Origin of the sequence: Acinetobacter sp. (genome assembly GCF_041919735.1) — a bacterium.
In the GTDB taxonomy this organism is placed as follows: Bacteria; Pseudomonadota; Gammaproteobacteria; order Pseudomonadales; family Moraxellaceae; genus Acinetobacter.
The window spans coordinates 14,166-32,348 of sequence record NZ_JAYRTF010000008.1; the positions used below are offsets into that span (position 1 = coordinate 14,166).

The window sequence follows — 18,183 nt, forward strand, 5'->3', positions numbered from 1 at the left end:
ATGCAAATTACGACTCCTGATATTGGTGTAGATAAAGCGACAGTTGCTGAACTGTTGGTGAAAGTCGGCGATAGCGTCGCGGTGGATGACAGCCTGGTGCTATTGGAATCCGACAAAGCCTCAGTGGAAGTGCCAAGCACGGCTGCGGGTGTGGTGAAAAGCATCGCTGTTGCGCTGGGTGACGAAGTGCATGAAGGCACGGTGCTGATTGAGCTGGAAGCTGAAGGCGCAGCACCTGCTGCCGAAGCGCCAAAAACTGAAGCGGCTCCCGCACCTCAGGCTGAAGTTCCTGCAGCAGCACAGGCGCCAGCTCAGCAGGCAGCGCCCGCTGCGGCATCTGCTGTGGTCGATGTGCAAGTGCCGGACATTGGGGTGGAAAAAGCCACAGTTGCTGAACTCTTGGTGAAAGTGGGTGACACTGTTGCGGTGGATGACAGTTTGGTTCTGCTGGAATCGGACAAAGCTTCAGTTGAAGTGCCGAGCACGGTTGCCGGCACCGTAGAATCGATTACGGTTCAGGCTGGCGACAGCGTGAAAGAAGGTGTGGTTATTCTGACGGTTAAAACTGCAGGTTCCGCACCTGCCACGGAAGCGCCAAAAGCAGAATCAGCTCCAGCCGCTGCTTCAACACCTGTGGAAGCGCCAGCTGCGGCTCAGGTTGCACCCGTGCAGACGGGCGCAATTGAGATTGCGGTGCCGGATTTAGGCGTGGATAAAGCCGCGGTCGCTGAAATTTTAGTGAAAGTCGGCGATACGGTCGAAAAAGATCAAAGCATTGTGGTGGTGGAATCGGATAAAGCGACTGTTGAAGTGCCAAGCACGGCAGCAGGGGTGATTAAAGCGGTTCATGTTACTTTGGGTCAAAACGTCAGCGAAGGCGTGGCTTTGGTGACCATTGAAGGTGAATCTTCAACACCTGCTGCTGCGCCGGCCGCCGCTTCTGCTCCGGCGCCAAAAGCTGAAGTGAAAGCGCAGCCTGCGCCTGCAGCATCAGCAGCTGTTCCTGCTGCAGCTCCAGTGCAGGGCGCAGACAAATTGAGCAAAGCGCAGAATGAAGCCAATGCCAAAGTCTATGCCGGCCCAGCGGTACGTAAACTGGCGCGTGAATTAGGCGTTGTGCTGGCGGAAGTGACGGCTTCTGGCCCGCATCAGCGTGTAATGAAAGAAGATTTGGCCGCTTATGTGAAAGCGCGCTTGACGGCGCCGCAAGTTGCCCCAGCTGCAGCGTCTGCGCCAGCGGTTTCTGGCCTGCCGAAACTGCCGGACTTTGCTGCATTTGGCGGCACGGAAGAAAAAGTGTTGACGCGCTTGCAGCAGGTATCCATTCCGCAGCTGTCGCTGAACAACTTTATTCCGCAAGTCACTCAGTTCGATTTGGCGGATATTACTGAGCTGGAAGCATGGCGCAATGATCTGAAAGGCGGCTTTAAGAAAGACGGCATCAGCCTGACCATTATGGCTTTCATCATTAAAGCGGTTGCGCATTTGCTGCAAGAAGAACGTGAATTTGCAGGCCATTTGTCGGATGACGGCAAGTCGGTGCTGCTGCGCAATGAAATCCATATGGGCATTGCGGTTGCGACCCCTGATGGCTTGACCGTGCCAGTGCTGCGTAATCCAGATCAAAAATCCATTAAGCAGATTGCAGTGGAATTGGGTGAACTGGGTCAAAAAGCGCGTGATAAGAAACTGTCGCCAAAAGACCTGCAGGGCGCGAACTTTACCATTTCCAGCCTAGGCGCGATTGGCGGCACAGCCTTTACACCGCTGGTAAACTGGCCGCAAGTGGCGATCTTAGGCATTTCACCGGCAACGATGCAGCCGGTGTGGAATGGTGAAGGCTTTGATCCGAAGCTGATGCTGCCGCTGTCGCTGTCGTATGATCACCGTGTGATTAACGGCGCAGACGCCGCGCGCTTCACGCATAAGCTGACCAAGCTGCTTTCCGATATCCGCAGCCTGCTGCTCTGATGCCGGACTGACTATTGAACATCTAAACCCTGCTTCGGCAGGGTTTTTTGTTCTAGGCCGATGGGCTGGAGTAAATCCTGAAATACGGATCAGAACAGGTGGAAAGGATTTATCTGATTGTTTTATTTTAATTTATAAATCGATTTGCTTTATTGGGGCCATCCCCTTAAAATGGGCCTACTTCATTGGGGAGTAGCCGCTATTTACGCAAAGTAAATAGGTGGTGGTCAACATAATTGTCCTAAAATGGACATGGCCATCATAGCAAAGAACCTTTGAGCTTTTTCTAAAAGCTTTCTTTTGTTGGCAAGACCTTTGATTTACCGCTCTGCAGATTTTTGGCTAGCAGGAGAGGTGAGTCATTGGTATTTGTTTTGCTAGCCAGAGAAATTCATCATGCTGTCCGCTTTTCTGATTTCTTTAGCCGTTGTTGCCTTGTCCGAGATGGGCGATAAAACCCAATTGCTGGCTTTGCTGCTGGCTGCGCGTTTCCGCAAGCCTGTTCCTATTCTGATTGCGATTTTTTTAGCCACTGTGGTCAACCATGGGGTTTCTGCTGTCTTGGGCCAATGGATTACCACCGTGCTCAGCCCCACTGTGCTGCTGTGGATTGTGTCATTGGGCTTTATCGCCATGGCGGCATGGATGCTGATTCCGGATGAGCTGGGTGATGAATCTGAAAGCATCAATAAATGGCAAAAGTACGGCGTATTTGGCGCGACCTTTGTGCTGTTCTTTTTAGCGGAAATCGGCGATAAAACCCAAATTGCGACAGTCGCCTTGGCGGCGCGTTTTGACAGCATTGGCTGGGTGACGCTCGGCACGACTTTGGGCATCATGCTGGTGAATGCGCCGGCGGTGTTTATCGGCAATAAGCTGGCGGAAAAATTGCCGATCGCCTTGATTCATAAAATTGGCGCAGCGGTATTCCTGATTATTGGCGTTGCGGCATTAGTGCAGCATTATTTTTTCTGATCAGCCGTTGATAAATTTGAATCCCGACCTAAAAAATCGGGATTTTTTTATGCAAAGCAGGTCTCAATTATTTGATATTTCTAATGATATTGGTCTTAAATTTATTGTAAGTTTGTGTAATTCCAGCTATGTTGTAGGGCAATAAAAGTCTTTTAAGAACAACAGAATTTTCGGGGAATAGGCATGGCATTTGACCGCACCACATCGCAGGTATTATTCGATAACGGCACACACAAATGCATCAGTTTTACCAGCTTGGTCAAAGGTGAAGGCGTACAGGCCAATCAGTTTTTGATTTTGGACAATGAACGCGCTGCAGTGCTGGACCCAGGCGGTGATTTAACCTATGTTCCGCTGACGATGGAATTGAATAAATATACCCGCCTGACCAATCTGGATTATGTGATGGCTTCGCATCAGGATCCGGACATTATTACCTCAATGCCGCGCTGGCTGGTCTATACCGAGGCCAAAGTCGTGGCTTCGAAATTATGGGCGCGTTTCTTGCCGCATTTAAACTCAGCATTTATGAGTGACCGCATGAAAGGCAATTGGCTGGACCGCTTGGTTGAGCTGCCGGATCATGGTCAAATTATTCATTTAGGCCAGAGCCAGATTATTGCGGTGCCGGCGCATTTTCTGCATTCGGTCGGCAACTTCCAATTTTATGACCCGATTGCCAAAATTCTGTTTTCGGGCGATATGGGCGCTTCGATGGTTGAAGATGCCTCTAAGCCTTTAGAAAACTTTGCCGCGCATGTGCCGAAAATGAAAGGTTTCCATCAGCGCTATATGTGCAATAACAAAGTGATCCGCCTCTGGGTCAATATGGTGCGCACCATGGACGTGGAAATGATTGTGCCGCAGCACGGCACGCCGTTTGTGGGCAAAGAGCAGATCAACCAGTTTTTGGATTGGATTGAAACGCTGGAATGCGGTACAGATTTAATGGACGAGTCTGTTTTTACTTTCCCGGAATAAACGCGGGAAGTGATAAAAAAATATTGAGCGGCAAGGCAGTTTTTTTTTAAAATTCAGCTTCAAAAAATACTTTTGATGATGAGAATTTATAACAATGCTGTCTCAAGTTCCCACACAGGATGCGTGTTTAAGCTGCGGCGCCTGCTGCACTTTCTTTCGGGTTTCATTTTATTGGGCGGAAGGGCTGAATATGCCCGAGCATTATACGGAACCTGTGAGTGCAGTTTATTCATGCATGAGCGGCACCAATCAGCCTGCGCCGCGCTGCATTGCGCTGCAAGGGACAGTCGGGCAGCAGGTCAGCTGCGGCATATATGAAGCGCGCAGTTCATCCTGCAAAGAAGTGCAAATCGCCGATGCGCAGTGCAATAAGGCGCGCGCGGCGCATAAGATGATTCCTTTTGTGCCGATTGATGCGCCGGATCCGGTGAATGATGAGGGCTTTGATCAAGTCTGCTGAGTTTTTCAGCCTGATGATATTGAAGCATGGCGGGGCTGCGGTTCTGCCATGCTGGCCTAAAATAAAATTAAAAGATGAAAATTAATCTAAAAATAAGCAGTTGCGCGCATTTATATGCTGAAAAGCATAACTTTTGACAAAAAAAATCAGCATTGGCTGAAATAGGCATGAATAAAAACTGAAATTTTGTTTATAATGGCGCACGGAAATTACCAGTGAGACTGTTATGTTGACCATCGTTCAAGAAGCGCTAACCTTCGATGATGTCTTATTACTCCCTGCCTACTCTACTGTTCTCCCAAAAGATGTCTCTCTAAAGACACGCCTGACTCGCGGCATTAATCTGAATATTCCTTTAGTATCAGCAGCTATGGATACGGTGACTGAGTCCCGTATGGCGATCGCGATGGCGCAAAACGGTGGTATTGGTATTTTGCACAAAAACATGGATATTTCAGCGCAAGCTGCTGAAGTTCGCCGTGTGAAAAAATTCGAAGCAGGCATGGTGAAAGATCCTATCACCGTGACACCTGAAACAACTGTCCGCGAGCTGATTGCTTTGACACAAGCAAACAATATCAGCGGCGTGCCTGTGGTGAAAGACGGCAAAGTGGTCGGTATTGTGACTGGCCGCGATACGCGTTTTGAAACCAATCTGGAACAGCCTGTCAGCAACATCATGACCGGCCAAGACCGTTTAGTGACTGTCCGCGAAAACGAATCCAAAGAAAATATTCAAGCATTGCTGCAAAAAAACCGCATTGAAAAAGTGCTGGTGGTTGGCGAAAACAATGAATTGAAAGGCTTGATTACGGTGACTGACTTCCGTAAAGCTGAACTTTATCCAAACAGCTGCAAAGACGACTTAGGCCGTTTGCGTGTCGGCGCTGCGGTCGGTACTGGCGCAGAAACCCCAAGCCGTGTTGAAGCATTGGTGGAAGCGGGTGTAGATGCGATTGTTGTGGATACAGCGCATGGCCATTCAGCAGGCGTGATCGAACGTGTACGCTGGGTGAAAGCCAACTATCCGCAAGTTCAAGTGATTGGCGGCAACATCGCGACTGGTGATGCAGCGCTTGCACTGCTTGACGCTGGTGCAGATGCGGTGAAAGTCGGTATTGGCCCTGGTTCAATCTGTACAACGCGTATTGTTGCCGGTATCGGTATGCCGCAAATCTCTGCAATTGACTCTGTGGCGAATGCATTGAAAGATCAAATTCCATTGATCGCTGATGGCGGCATCCGCTTCTCTGGCGACATGGCGAAAGCGATCGGCGCAGGCGCGAGCACCATTATGGTCGGTTCGCTGATGGCGGGTACTGAAGAAGCGCCGGGTGAAGTTGAATTCTTCCAAGGCCGTTACTACAAAGCTTACCGCGGCATGGGCTCTTTGGGCGCAATGGCGGGTGCAACCGGTTCTGCAGACCGTTATTTCCAAGACTCTAAAGCGGGCGCGGAAAAACTCGTGCCAGAAGGCATTGAAGGCCGCGTGCCGTACAAAGGCCCGATGGGCAACATTGTGCATCAAATGATGGGCGGCTTGCGTTCTTCTATGGGCTATACTGGTTCTGCAACTGTTGAAGATCTGCGTCAAAACGCTAAATTTGTGAAAATCACCTCTGCCGGCATGTCAGAATCGCATGTGCATGATGTGACTATTACCAAAGAAGCGCCAAACTACCGCGTTGGTTGATTTTTAGTAATCAAGATACTGAAAAGCCGTCATTTCTGTGACGGCTTTTTTGTTTTTGGTGTAAAGTAAATCCAATTTAAAATGGTGGATACAATCACCGCGTGTAAATAAGAAAGTGAGCAGAAGATGAGTTATTTTGGTACCGATGGCATTCGCGGAAAATTTGGGGAACTTCCGATTACACCTGACTTTGCATTAAAGCTGGGGTTTGCTGCAGGTAAAGTATTAAAACGCACCAGTAAAAAAACCAAGCCGATTGTTGTTTTGGGCAAAGATACACGCTTGTCGGGCTATATTTTAGAAGCTGCGCTGCAGGCTGGCTTGAACGCGGCCGGCGTGTACGTGCATTTGCTTGGCCCATTGCCGACGCCGGCCATTGCGCATTTAACCCGCGCGCTGCATGCCAGCTTAGGGATTGTGATTTCTGCATCGCACAACCCGTATTTTGATAATGGCATTAAATTTTTTTCCAGCGAAGGCAAAAAGCTGCCGGATGAACTGCAGGATGCCATTAATCAGGAATTAGAAAATGACATGGTCATTGAAGACACTGCGAACTTAGGGAAAAGCGTACGCGTCAAAGATGCCAATGGCCGTTATATCGAATTCTGCAAATCAACCTTCCCGTACCACTTGGATTTGTCGCATTTAAAAATTGTGGTGGACTGCGCCAACGGCGCCGCTTACAGCGTAGGGCCATCGGTATACCGCGAATTAGGCGCCAAAGTCATTGCGCTGTATAACGAGCCGGACGGTTTGAACATTAACAAAGACTGCGGCTCCACTCATCCGGAAAATCTGCAGAAGGCGGTGCTGGAGCATCAGGCTGACTTGGGCATTGCTTTTGACGGCGATGCAGACCGCGTGATTATGGTCGATAAAAATGGCGAGCAGGTCACAGGTGACCATATTCTGTATATCCTCGCAACGCAAGGCACACATAAGCCTGCCGGAATTGTCGGCACCGTCATGAGCAATATGGCGCTGGAAATCGCTTTGGATCAAGCCAAAGTGCCGTTTGTCCGCGCTAAAGTCGGTGACCGCTATGTCTTGCAGGCGCTGGATGACAATGGCTGGGTGACCGGCGGTGAGCCTTCGGGCCACATTTTGACACTGGATAAGAGCACGACCGGGGATGCCATTATTGCTTCACTGCAAGTGCTGACCGTGATGGTTGAGCAGCAAAAAGCGCTGCATGAACTGACCGCAGGGTTCCACCTGCTGCCAAACGTATTGGTGAATGTGCGTTTAAGCCAAATGTTTGACCCGTATTCTGTTCCAGCATTGGCTACTGAATTTGAAAAAGCCGAAGCGCAGCTGAAAGGCCGCGGCCGTATCCTGATCCGCAAATCAGGTACAGAACCTGTCATCCGTGTGATGGTGGAAGGCGATCAGCTGGATGAAGTGACTGCATTGGCGAATCATTTAGCGGATGCTGTGCGTACGAATGCTGCATAAATAAGGTGAAATGTCATGAGTGATATGATCAAAGATTTAAGCGAATTGCGCATGAGCTACCAAAAAGGCGAGCTGCATGAAGATCAGGTCAATGCTGATCCCCATGAGCAATTTTTATTGTGGTTTAACCATGCGCTGGAAGCGCAGCTGCACGAGCCTTATGCCATGTCATTGGCGACTGCCAATACGCAGGGGCGTCCGCATGTGCGTACCGTGCTGCTGCGCGGCGCAGCGGCGGCAGGCTATGATTTTTATACCAATTATGACAGTCAAAAAGGCAATGATTTAGCGGAAAACCCTTATGCTGAACTGCTGTTTTATTGGCAGGAACAAGAGCGTCAAATCCGTGTTTCAGGCCGCGTGCTGAAAATCACGGAAGCGGAATCGACCGATTACTATCATAAGCGTCCGCGTGACAGTCAAATTGCGGCGCATATCAGCACCCCGCAAAGCGGCGTGATTGCCAGCCGCGAAGAATTGCAGCAGCGTTTTCAGCAGCTGCATGACCAAGTGGCAAGCAAAGACACGCTGGCCAAGCCTGAGTTTTGGGGCGGATACCGCTTAGAGCCGGATTATTATGAATTTTGGCAAGGCCGCCCGAACCGCCTGCATGACCGCCTGTGTTATGCAAAACAAGACGGGCAGTGGGTCTTGCAGCGATTGATGCCGTAAATGTCAAAACCTTTAATTCAGCAAAGACCTTTATTGACGCGCCCTGAATCGATTCAGGGCGTCGCGCCGTTTATCGCGCAAATTTTGGCGCGCCGCGGTGTCGCTTCCGCGCAAGAATTGGAACTGAAGCTGAAGCATCTGCTGGCGCCGGTGATGAAAGGGCTGCCGGAGGCCATTCAGCTGATGGATCAAGCGATTGACCAGCAAAAGCATATGGTGATCGTTGGCGATTATGATGCGGATGGCGCCACCAGCACCGCGTTAATGCTGCTGGCTTTGCGTGAAATGGGCGCTAAAGTGGATTATCTGGTGCCTGACCGCTTTAAATACGGCTATGGCTTAACCCCGGCAATTGCCGATTTGGCTTTTGCTAGCTTTACGCCGGATTTGCTGATTACCGTGGATAACGGCATTTCCAGCCATGCTGGTGTTGAGCAGGCGCAAGCGCATGGCATGCAGGTGATTATTACCGATCACCATCTGACCACCAAAGCGACGCCGCCGGCAGAAGCGGTGGTCAATCCGAATCAGCTGGGCTGCGATTTTCCAAGCAAAGCGCTGGCCGGTGTGGGTGTGGCCTTTTATGTGCTGGCGAATCTGTCCAGCCTGCGTGCTAAACAGGGCAAATCGTCTGCCAAAGTCGTGAATTATTTGGATTTGGTGGCGCTGGGCACTTATGCCGATGTGGCCAGCCTAGATTACAACAACCGGATTTTAATTGATGCCGGCTTGAAGCGTATTCAGCAGGGGCAGTGCCGCGCCGGTATCAGCGCCTTGCTGGATATTGCCGGGCGTGATCCTGCTGAGCTGAAAGCGCAGGATCTCGGTTTTGTGCTGGGGCCGCGCATCAATGCGGCTGGGCGCATGGATACCATGGATATCGGGATTGAATGCCTGATTGCGCCGGATCTGCAGGCCGCTTATCCGCTGGCGCAGCAGTTGAACCAGCTGAATGTTGAGCGCCGCCAAGTTGAATCGCAAATGAAGCAGGATGCCTTGCAGGAATTGCAGCAGCTGCAGCTGGATCAAGACAATTTGCCGCCCGCTTTGATTTTGTTTGAGCCGCATTGGCATCAAGGGGTCATCGGGATTGTCGCGGGGCGTCTAAAAGAGCAGTTTCATCGGCCGGCCATTGTCTTTGCGGCTGATGAAGACGGCAAGCATATCAAAGGCTCAGCGCGTTCCATTGAGGGCATTCATATCCGCGACAGCATTGAGCTGATTGCTGAGCAGCATCCGCACTTGGTCAGCCATTTCGGCGGGCATGCAGCGGCGGCAGGCCTGACCATCCTGAAAGAAAATTTTGACGCATTTAAAGCCGCTTTTGAGCAGCTGATGGCTGCGCAGGATGACAGCCTGTTTCAAGCTGTGCTGTGGACGGATGGCGGTTTGCCGGAAGAGGCCTTTCAGATTGCGACCGTAGATACGCTGCAGCAGCTGACGCCGTGGGGGCAGAAATTCCCTGCGCCTATTTTTGATGGGCTGTTTAAGGTGCTGGATTACCGCTGGCTGAAAGATGTGCATCTCAAGCTTCGGCTGGCGCTGGCCTCGGGGCAGGTGCTGGATGCCATTGCGTTTAATGCCGCAGAGCAGTATCAATTTGACCCGATGAAAGGGCAGGTGCGCTTGGTGTATGAGCTGGATAAAAACACCTTTAATGGCGCCACCAGCCTGCAGCTGCGTGTGCTGTATTTAGAGCAGTAAATGAGTGTTTAAAAATGAATCATTAAAAAACCGCTCATTTGAGCGGTTTTTTTATCTGGCTAGATATCGCTGTTTGGAATTAGAAGCGGTATTTCGCTGCCAGGCCAAATGAGTTGTAATCATTGCGGCCAACTTCACCAAAGCCGACACGGCCTTCTAAGCTGACTTGCTGATTGAAGAATTTACGGGCATTGATGCCGACTTCGCTTTGATCAGTCAGATCATTGTTGTAGTAGTCTGCACCGATACTGAAAGTTTTGTCGATGAAGTAATCTGCTGCCAGATTGAACTCATCTAAATCACCGAATGATGCGCCTGCTTCTAAATTGATGTCTTGGCCGTTGCTCAATGTAGTCACATATTTTGCGCGGATTGTCGGATCTACGCCGTCATCTTTGTCGTTGTCATAACCTTTCACACCGGCTGCAACCAAGAAGCCCGGCGCTGGAAGGTAACCGACTTCAGCTGAATAATAAGTGGTATCGAAGTCATGTTTGCCTGCTGGCGTGCTGAGTTCTAATTCATTTTTGCTGATGTCAGCGCCAAGGTAAAAGTCTGAATTCGGCACGAAGAATTCTACGCCTGCACCATAAGTATTGTCATCGATATCGCCGCGGTCAGCAAAAGTGGCATGCAGGTTTACATTGCTGGCACGGTCAAGGAATGCTGCTTCCGCCAGCGGAGCATTACGGGTTTGCACTGGGTTGAAGTAATATGTACCGTTCACGCCGAATTGGCTGCCTGAGCCGCCGTTGTCAGGATCGATATAGCCAGCTGAAGCGCCGACTTCTGCTTGATACGCATGCGCAGCGCCAGTCATGGCTACTGCTGATAATAAAGCTGAAGCAATCGCTAATTTTTTCATGGATCATACCCCTCTGAAATTTGGCTTAAATAATACATTTTTTGTTACAACTTTAAGTCTAGAGCAAAAAAACGGCACGTCAATTTTTGGAAAGTTGCTAAACTGTGTCTGGCGTAATTTTGTGTAATTATTAATTGATAAGTAATTGATAATAATTAATAAATATAAAATGTTTTGTTTTATTAAAACTGTGTGGATATTGTGGATTTTTGCTGTTTTGTTTAAATTTTCGACACAATTTAAAGAAAATGCTGCAGCTTGAGATGCCGGATGAACGTGGAAATGGACGGCCAAACCGCCATGAAAAGCGTGAAAAAGTGATACAAAGACATCCCGAGGGATGTCTTTGTTCTGCATTCAGCTGCGCTTGACGTTTAGAAGCGGAAGCTGGCGTTGATATTGAATGCGATTACATCGTCGCCGAAACCAATCGCGCCGCCCACAGCAAAATCCGGATGGATGAAGTATTTGCTGCGCACAGCGAAGAAATCTGTGTCGTCATCGCCATCGTCCTGCATGCTGTATTCAGCGCCCAAGCTGAATGCCGGGTTGAAGTAATAATCTGCGCCCAGCATGACTGTATCGGTATCACCAAATGCGCCGTCTGCTTCAAGGTTAAGCGCCTGGCCATGATCCAGCGCAGCCACATATTTGGCTTTCACTGCAAAGCGGTTGTCGTCGTTATCGCCATCGCCTTGATAGCCGTCAATACCGGCCGCCAGCAGCAGGTTCGGCATAGGCATGAAGCCCGCTAAAGCGCGGTAAAGGGTTGTGTCGTAGTCTTCATCAGCGACTTTGAAGCCATTCAGCTTGCTTTGTTCATTTTCACGGCTGAAGCCCAGTGCGCCTTCGACATAAAATTGTTCATAAAAATATTCAATGCTGGCTGAAATATTATTGATTTTATTGTCTTGCTCGAAACCAGCAATATTTTTGCTTTCCCAATAATTGTAGCTGTAAGCCAAAGATGCATTGCTGTTATGGCCCAGAAAAGCCGCTTCGTTGAGCGGGCCATATTTCGCATTGACTGGATTGAAATACAGCGTGCCGCTTAAGTCAAAAGCGCCGTTGCTGTCGGTAATGCTGTCATCGTGGTCGAAATACGTGAATCCGCCATCAATTTGGCCGTTATAGGCGAAGCTGGCAGAGGCGGTCAAAGACAGGCCCAAAGCGAATAATATTTTTTTCATAGATTCCTCAGAATATAATTGTTGTTGCTGCAGTTAAAACTGCAGAGTGTCAAAAAAATGTCATAATTATGATGAAGCGCGCTTATTGTTTATATTTCAATCAGCTGAGTCAATTCACGCTGTCTGAAAAAGCGGCTGAATTTGCGTTATTGGTCTGTGCTATAATTGCCGGCTATTTAAGCCAAAATTTTTGTTTGAGAGTATTCACGTGGAAATTAATCCTTATCTAAACCAATTAAAAGACTTAAACGACCGTGGTCTGACATTACGGGGGTATCTTTGACTACGATCTGAAAAAAGAGCGTTTAGAAGAGGTTCTCCGCGAACTGGAAGATCCGGCGATTTGGAATGATCAAAACCGCGCGCAGGCGATGGCCAAAGAAAAAGGCGAACTGGAAAACGTGATTAACGTTTTGGAAGGCCTGTCTTCGCAATTGGAAGATGCGCAGGCGCTGCTGGACTTGGCTGTCGAAGCGGATGATGAAAGCCTGTTGGCGGATGTTCAGGCGGAATTAGATACTTCAGAAGCGGAATTGGCAAAACTTGAATTCCGCCGCATGTTCAGCAATCCGATGGACCCGAACCCGTGCTATGTGGAAATCCAAGCCGGTTCCGGCGGCACGGAAGCGCAGGACTGGGCGTCTATGCTGCTGCGCATGTACTTGCGCTGGATTGAACGCCACGGCTTTAAAGCGGAAGTGATGGAAGAATCTGACGGTGATGTCGCAGGCATTAAATCGGCAACCATCCGTGTGGAAGGCGAGTATGCTTATGGCTGGCTGCGTACCGAATCCGGCGTGCACCGCTTAGTGCGCAAATCGCCGTTTGACTCGGGCAACCGCCGCCATACGTCATTCTCTGCGGTCTTCGTTTCACCTGAAATTGATGACAATATTGAAATTGATATCAATCCAGCGGATGTCCGCACCGATACTTACCGTGCATCCGGCGCGGGCGGTCAGCACATTAACAAAACAGACTCTGCGGTGCGTTTAACGCATGCGCCGACCGGCATTGTCGTGGCCTGCCAGAACCAGCGTTCCCAGCACGCCAACCGTGATCATGCGTGGAAACAGCTCCGTGCAAAACTCTATGAATTAGAGATGAAAAAGCGCAGCGAAGCCGCGCAGGCGCTGGAAGACACCAAGTCGGATATCGGCTGGGGCAGCCAAATCCGCTCATACGTTTTGGATGACTCGCGCATTAAAGACTTGCGCACCAGCGTTGAAAGCTCGAATACCGGCGCAGTGCTGGACGGCGACTTGGACAAATTTATTGAAGCCAGCCTGAAGCAAGGACTTTAATTAAATTCTTTTTAAAAACAACGTGATTTAAGCATCTTGAAAATATATCTAAAATATTCGATATATAAATCGAAAAAATACGATATAGTGGATTCAAGATGCTGAATCGTGCTTTGCGCTATTTCTTAATTGTTTGATTAAACCTGTCTGAATTATGGATATTGATTTAATTTTTAAAGCCTTGGCAAACCCGACTCGGCGGCAGATTCTGGAATGGCTGAAATCGCCCGAACAGTTCCTGTCTGAAGAGCAATGCGGCGGCTTTAATCGCGGTGTATGTGCAGGGAATATCGAAAAACTCGGTAAGGTCTCGCAATCTACCATGTCGAATCATTTGTCCGTTTTGCAGCAGGCAGGCTTGATTCAAGCGGAAAAATATGGACAGTGGTCGTATTTTTCTCGCAATGAAGCGCTGATTCAGCAATATATTGATTACTTGCAAAACTCACTCTAAATACAAAAGCAGTGAGTGCTGAGGCGGATATGGCTGAACTCAACTCTCCTTTAATACTGGGCGACCTGCACCTGAAAAACCGTGTAGTGATGGCGCCTTTGACCCGCAGCCGCGCAACTGATGACCGTGTTCCAACGGCCATGATGGCAGAATATTATGCGCAGCGCGCCAGCAGCGGCCTGATCATTTCAGAAGCGACAGTGATTTCAGAAGAAGCCAATGGCTACCTGAATACGCCGGGGCTGTTTACCGATGCGCAAACACAAGGCTGGAAGCAGGTGACGCAGGCGGTGCATGAGCAGGGCGGCCTGATTGTGGCGCAGCTGTGGCATGTGGGCCGGGTGTCGCATCCAGATTTACTCAAGGGTGAAACGCCGGTATCAGCCAGCGCAGTGCAGCAGGCAGGATATGTCAGCCTGCTGCGTCCGAAGCGTGAATATGTGCTGCCGCGTCCGCTGGAAATTTCTGAGATCAAAACAATCGTCGAGCAGTACAAGCAGGCTGCGATCCGCGCCAAAGAAGCAGGTTTTGACGGTGTGGAACTGCATGGCGCCAATGGCTATCTGATCGATCAATTCCTGCAAAGCAAAACCAATCAGCGGGAAGATGAATATGGCGGCTCAGTAGAAAACCGCGCGCGTTTGCTGCTGGAAGTGGTCGATGCCTTGATTGAAGTGTGGGGCGCAGGCCGAGTCGGCGTGCATTTGGCGCCGCGCGGTGATGAGCACGACATGGGCGATGATGATCCACGTGAAACATTCGGCTATGCTTTAGAACAGCTGGGGCAGCGTAAAATCGCGTTTTTCTTTACCCGTGAATATTTGGCCGATGACAGCATCAGCGAATATTTAAAACAGCGTTCCGGCGGTGTGCCGTATATTGCCAATATGCGTTTGAGCCGTGAAGATGCCGTCGATCTATTGGCTTCCGGCAAAGCGGATGCCGTGTCATTCGGCAAAGCCTATATTGCCAACCCAGATTTATTTGAGCGTTTGCTGCAGCATGCGCCGCTGAATGAGCTGGTGCTGGAAAATATGATCGGCGTGCAGTCTGCCGCAGGCTACACCGACTATCCAAGCCTGCAGGAAAAATTCGGCGCTGGACAAGTGCAGCATTAATCCAACAGCAAAAGCGCATTATCCATTAACAACTCAATAAGGCTCTGTTATATTTGCCGATTAAAATTATCTCAGAGCATATTGTTTGGCTACTCCTTTTTGGTATAACGCAGCGCTTTGCATCATTAAGCCTTTGTATCGGTCGCGCATCAAAAAGCGTGCGGACAATGATGCGCAATATCAGCAGGAATGCCTCGAGCGTTTTGGGCCTTTTCAGCCGGTAAAAAATACCCAGGCCATCTGGTTTCATGTGGTGTCTGTGGGCGAAACCAACGCCGCGCAGCCGCTGATCGAACATTATCTTAAAAACGGGCAGCCGGTTTTGGTCACCAATACCACCAAAACCGGGCAGGCCCGCGCCAAATCTTTATTTTTAAAAGCGCCGTATGAAGCGCTGTTTCAAGCCGTGTATCTGCCTGCCGATCAGAAAGATTTGGTGCGCCGTTTTATGCAAAAATATCAGCCTAAACTGCTGGCTTTGGTGGAAACTGAACTTTGGCCCAATCTGATTGATCAGGCCAATCAATTGCATCTGCCGTGCCTGCTGCTTAATGCGCGCCTGTCGGAAAAATCCGCTAAGGGCTATGGCAAAGTGCCGAGCCTGAGCCGTCCGATGCTGCAGGGGCTGAATCAATTGCTGGCGCAGGATCAGGCGACTTTAGACCGTTTTATTGCCTTAGGGGCAAAGCCGCAACACAGCCAGGTGGTGGGCAGCATCAAGTTTGATATCCATGCGCCGCAGCAGGCAGTTGAGCAGGCAGCGCAGCTGAAAATTAACTGGTCTTTGGCGGGCCGGAAAATTGTGACCATCGCCAGCACGCATGCGCCTGAAGAACAGAAATTATTAAGCGCTTTGAAGCCTTATCTGCAGCAGCATCCAGAGCTGTTATGTATTGTTGTTCCGCGCCATCCGGAGCGCTTTGATGAAGTCTTTGCGGAAATTCAAAAGCTGGGTTTACATAGCCAGCGTAGAAGCTTAGGGCAAAGCATTCAGCCGGAGACACAAGTGTATCTGGCGGACAGCATGGGCGAACTTTGGCAATGGCTGGCGCTGAGTCAAGCCTGCTTTGTGGGCGGTTCATTGAATGAGCCGGGCGGCGGGCATAATATTTTAGAACCGGTTGCGCTGCAGGTGCCGACGGTACTCGGCAAGAATTATTTTAATTTCCAAACCATTGTTGATGAATTTGCCGCTGTGCAAGGGGTTGCGGTGGTGCAGGATGCAGCGCAGGCCGCCGAGGCGCTGTTTGAGCTGCTGGACAATCCGCAAAAGGCGCAGGCTTTGAATGCTGCGGCGCAGGTGATTATGCGGAAAAATACGGGATCGCTGCAAAAGCATATTCAGGTGATTGATCAGTATTTATAATCTCTTGGGTTGCCGCATCGTATTTTCGGGCGTCTTACCTTTATTAATTGAAAGATCGGAGCTCGGATTTTACTTTTGTTTTGGCAAAAGTAACAAAACTATTTGCCATCCACAAAACTCGTCCACTACCTGTTTTAAGTTAAACCATCGCAGAAGCATTTTTAAATTTATGCGTCCTGCCTCGAACAGTTGTGGATGACATTGACGCGTATCCTTTTTCTGTGCTTTCAGCATAATTTTTTATTTGGTTTATATGAATATCGTCCTTCTTGACCCGCGGCAAACGCAATCTGAACTTTGGAGCATTAGCGCCCAACGTCAAATTGAGCATTTAAAAACCCATGTCGATGTGCAAGTGGGCGATACCTTGAAAGTCGGCATCCGTGAAGGCAAACGTTATTTAACAGAAGTTTTAGCCGTGTCGGATCAGCAGATTCAGCTGAAGCCGATTGCTGAAGAGGCGGTGCCGGCCAAATTGCCTGTCACCTTGATTGTGGCAATGCCGCGGCCGAAAGTGCTGCGCCGCCTGATTATGGACAGCGTGACGCTGGGCGTGGAAAAAATTATTCTGCTGCACAGCTACCGCGTGGATAAAAGCTATTGGCAAACGCCATTTTTACAGCAGCTGAGTCATTATATTGATTTGGGCTTGGAGCAAGCCGGCGATACCATCGCGCCCCAAATTGAATTGCACAAGCGCTTTAAGCCCTTTGTGGAAGATGTGCTGCCGATCATGATCCGTCCGGATCGGCCGGCTTTTGTTGCGCATCCTTATGAAGAGGTGAAGATGCCCGCCGGCATTGCGCAGGGCTGCACCATCGTGATCGGGCCTGAAGGCGGCTTTATCCCCTATGAAATTGAGCTGCTGAAAAAAAACGGCTGCCAAGCAGTGAGCTTAGGCAGCCGGATTATCCGTACAGAAACGGTGATTCCTTATGTGCTGGGACGCTTATTTAGCGTTTGAGGCCGCTTCGGCTTCCCCGCGGGAGATTTTGACTTCCTGCACTGGGTAAGGAATAGAAACGCCATGTTCATTGAAGGCATGGATCACGCGTTCCTGAATCTCGCTGATTGAGCCTGAAGTTGTGGTTTCGGAGGTGTTGACCCACCAGCGCACAGTCAGATTGATCGAGAAATCCGCCAGCGCGCTGACATTGACGCTGAATCCCGGCTGGCTCAAAATGGTCGGTTCCCGATCCAAAATTTTCATAATGATGTCTTTGGCTTTCTGCACATCATCTTCATAGCCGATGCCGACCACAAATTCACAGCGGCGGCGCGGATACGCGGTATTCACGGTTACTGCGCTGGTATACACTGTTGCGTTTGGAATCACGATGCGGCGGCCGTCCGGCGAGCGCAGGAAGGTTGCGCGGATCTGAATATCTTCTACAGTGCCTTCCATGCCGGATACGATAATGTCATCGCCAATTTTGAACGGTTCGCCCAGCAAAATTAAAATCCCGGACAGCAGGTTCTGGAAAATATCTTTGAATGCAAAACCGATTGCGACCGAACCAATCCCCAGGGCGCTCATCAGCTGGCTTGGGGTGAAGCCGGGAATGGCCACCACCATCGCAATCAAAAAGCCGATAAAGATAATGGCGGAACTGCCGACCCGGTTTAACACCAAGACTAAATTCTGCTTAGTGTAGGATTTTTCAGCCAAAGTTTTGCGGACAAAAAACTTAAACAGCCTGGCTAAAAGCACAAAAACTGTAAAAACAATCAGTGCAATGCACAGATAGGGCAGACGCTCCCAGAAGCCATCCACAAATTTATCAATGGTGCTGTAGGCATCGTTGTATTTTGCGGTGTGCTCAATTACAGTTTTCGCAGTCTTTTCAGTTGCTTCCTGTAAAAGCTGCGTTGTGCCTTGCGTGACATCACTCAAGGCATTTTCTTTTTCAGCCACGGAGGCTCCGATGATTCAATTGATTTTCAGTTATTTTGCCTGAAATTTTGCGGAAAA

General features: G+C 49.6%; 16 protein-coding genes and 1 riboswitch. Of the genes, 13 read left to right on the forward strand and 3 right to left on the reverse strand.

What is annotated here, in order from left to right; translation table 11 throughout:
• The 8 genes from ACE3T3_RS06230 (at position 1) to recJ (ending at position 9,914) form a co-directional block, all read left to right on the forward strand.
• On the forward strand, positions 1–1,971 hold the full coding sequence (locus ACE3T3_RS06230) for a 2-oxo acid dehydrogenase subunit E2 (protein ID WP_374665117.1): 1,971 nt from the start codon (positions 1–3) through the stop codon (positions 1,969–1,971).
• A 175-nt stretch (positions 1,972–2,146) separates the two neighbouring features.
• A riboswitch (yybP-ykoY riboswitch) is annotated at positions 2,147–2,291 on the forward strand.
• A 79-nt stretch (positions 2,292–2,370) separates the two neighbouring features.
• Complete coding sequence (locus tag ACE3T3_RS06235) at positions 2,371–2,946, forward strand: TMEM165/GDT1 family protein (RefSeq protein WP_374665314.1); 576 nt, start codon at positions 2,371–2,373, stop codon at positions 2,944–2,946.
• A 183-nt stretch (positions 2,947–3,129) separates the two neighbouring features.
• On the forward strand, positions 3,130–3,927 hold the full coding sequence (locus ACE3T3_RS06240) for an MBL fold metallo-hydrolase (RefSeq protein ID WP_374665118.1): 798 nt from the start codon (positions 3,130–3,132) through the stop codon (positions 3,925–3,927).
• 94 nt (positions 3,928–4,021) lie between these two features.
• Positions 4,022–4,387 carry a YkgJ family cysteine cluster protein gene (locus ACE3T3_RS06245; protein WP_374665120.1) on the forward strand — a complete coding sequence of 122 codons (366 nt, stop codon included), beginning with the start codon at positions 4,022–4,024 and terminating at the stop codon, positions 4,385–4,387.
• 226 nt (positions 4,388–4,613) lie between these two features.
• Complete coding sequence (gene guaB, locus ACE3T3_RS06250) at positions 4,614–6,080, forward strand: IMP dehydrogenase (RefSeq protein WP_374665122.1); 1,467 nt, start codon at positions 4,614–4,616, stop codon at positions 6,078–6,080.
• A gap of 126 nt (positions 6,081–6,206) precedes the next feature.
• The gene (gene glmM / locus ACE3T3_RS06255; RefSeq protein WP_374665124.1) at positions 6,207–7,538 is read left to right on the forward strand and encodes a phosphoglucosamine mutase; all 1,332 of its coding nucleotides are present in this window, start codon (positions 6,207–6,209) and stop codon (positions 7,536–7,538) included.
• A 15-nt stretch (positions 7,539–7,553) separates the two neighbouring features.
• A complete protein-coding gene (pdxH, locus tag ACE3T3_RS06260; RefSeq protein ID WP_374665126.1) occupies positions 7,554–8,210 on the forward strand; it encodes a pyridoxamine 5'-phosphate oxidase in 657 nt (218 codons plus the stop codon).
• Positions 8,211–9,914 (forward strand): single-stranded-DNA-specific exonuclease RecJ, encoded by a 1,704-nt coding sequence (gene recJ, locus ACE3T3_RS06265; RefSeq protein WP_374665128.1) that lies wholly within the window; start codon positions 8,211–8,213, stop codon positions 9,912–9,914.
• 79 nt (positions 9,915–9,993) lie between these two features.
• Here the strand turns inward: recJ and ACE3T3_RS06270 are convergent, their stop codons facing one another.
• Together ACE3T3_RS06270 and ACE3T3_RS06275 are read right to left on the reverse strand one after the other, a co-directional pair.
• Entirely contained in the window at positions 9,994–10,779 is a 786-nt protein-coding gene (locus ACE3T3_RS06270; RefSeq protein WP_374665130.1) for a putative porin, read from the reverse strand.
• A 374-nt stretch (positions 10,780–11,153) separates the two neighbouring features.
• Positions 11,154–11,969, reverse strand: coding sequence for a putative porin (locus tag ACE3T3_RS06275; protein ID WP_374665132.1), 816 nt, complete (start codon positions 11,967–11,969; stop codon positions 11,154–11,156).
• A 208-nt stretch (positions 11,970–12,177) separates the two neighbouring features.
• Between ACE3T3_RS06275 and prfB the strand changes: the two genes are divergently transcribed.
• The 5 genes from prfB to ACE3T3_RS06300 all read left to right on the forward strand — a co-directional run bounded on the left by prfB (position 12,178) and on the right by ACE3T3_RS06300 (position 17,175).
• A protein-coding gene (prfB, locus tag ACE3T3_RS06280; RefSeq protein WP_374665134.1) for a peptide chain release factor 2 occupies positions 12,178–13,273 on the forward strand; the annotation gives its coding sequence in 2 pieces (ribosomal slippage) (positions 12,178–12,249 and positions 12,251–13,273; 1,095 coding nt in all).
• A gap of 154 nt (positions 13,274–13,427) precedes the next feature.
• A complete protein-coding gene (locus ACE3T3_RS06285; RefSeq protein ID WP_086211566.1) occupies positions 13,428–13,727 on the forward strand; it encodes a helix-turn-helix transcriptional regulator in 300 nt (99 codons plus the stop codon).
• Between the two features lie 29 nt (positions 13,728–13,756).
• A complete protein-coding gene (locus ACE3T3_RS06290; RefSeq protein ID WP_374665136.1) occupies positions 13,757–14,845 on the forward strand; it encodes an alkene reductase in 1,089 nt (362 codons plus the stop codon).
• An 85-nt stretch (positions 14,846–14,930) separates the two neighbouring features.
• Positions 14,931–16,211, forward strand: coding sequence for a 3-deoxy-D-manno-octulosonic acid transferase (locus ACE3T3_RS06295; RefSeq protein WP_374665138.1), 1,281 nt, complete (start codon positions 14,931–14,933; stop codon positions 16,209–16,211).
• A 253-nt stretch (positions 16,212–16,464) separates the two neighbouring features.
• A complete protein-coding gene (locus ACE3T3_RS06300) occupies positions 16,465–17,175 on the forward strand; it encodes a 16S rRNA (uracil(1498)-N(3))-methyltransferase (protein ID WP_374665140.1) in 711 nt (236 codons plus the stop codon).
• Here ACE3T3_RS06300 and ACE3T3_RS06305 read toward each other — a convergent pair.
• Positions 17,161–18,126 (reverse strand): mechanosensitive ion channel family protein, encoded by a 966-nt coding sequence (locus ACE3T3_RS06305; RefSeq protein ID WP_374665142.1) that lies wholly within the window; start codon positions 18,124–18,126, stop codon positions 17,161–17,163. The two genes, ACE3T3_RS06300 and ACE3T3_RS06305, sit on opposite strands and share 15 nt — an antisense overlap.
• Positions 18,127–18,183: the final 57 nt, after the last annotated feature.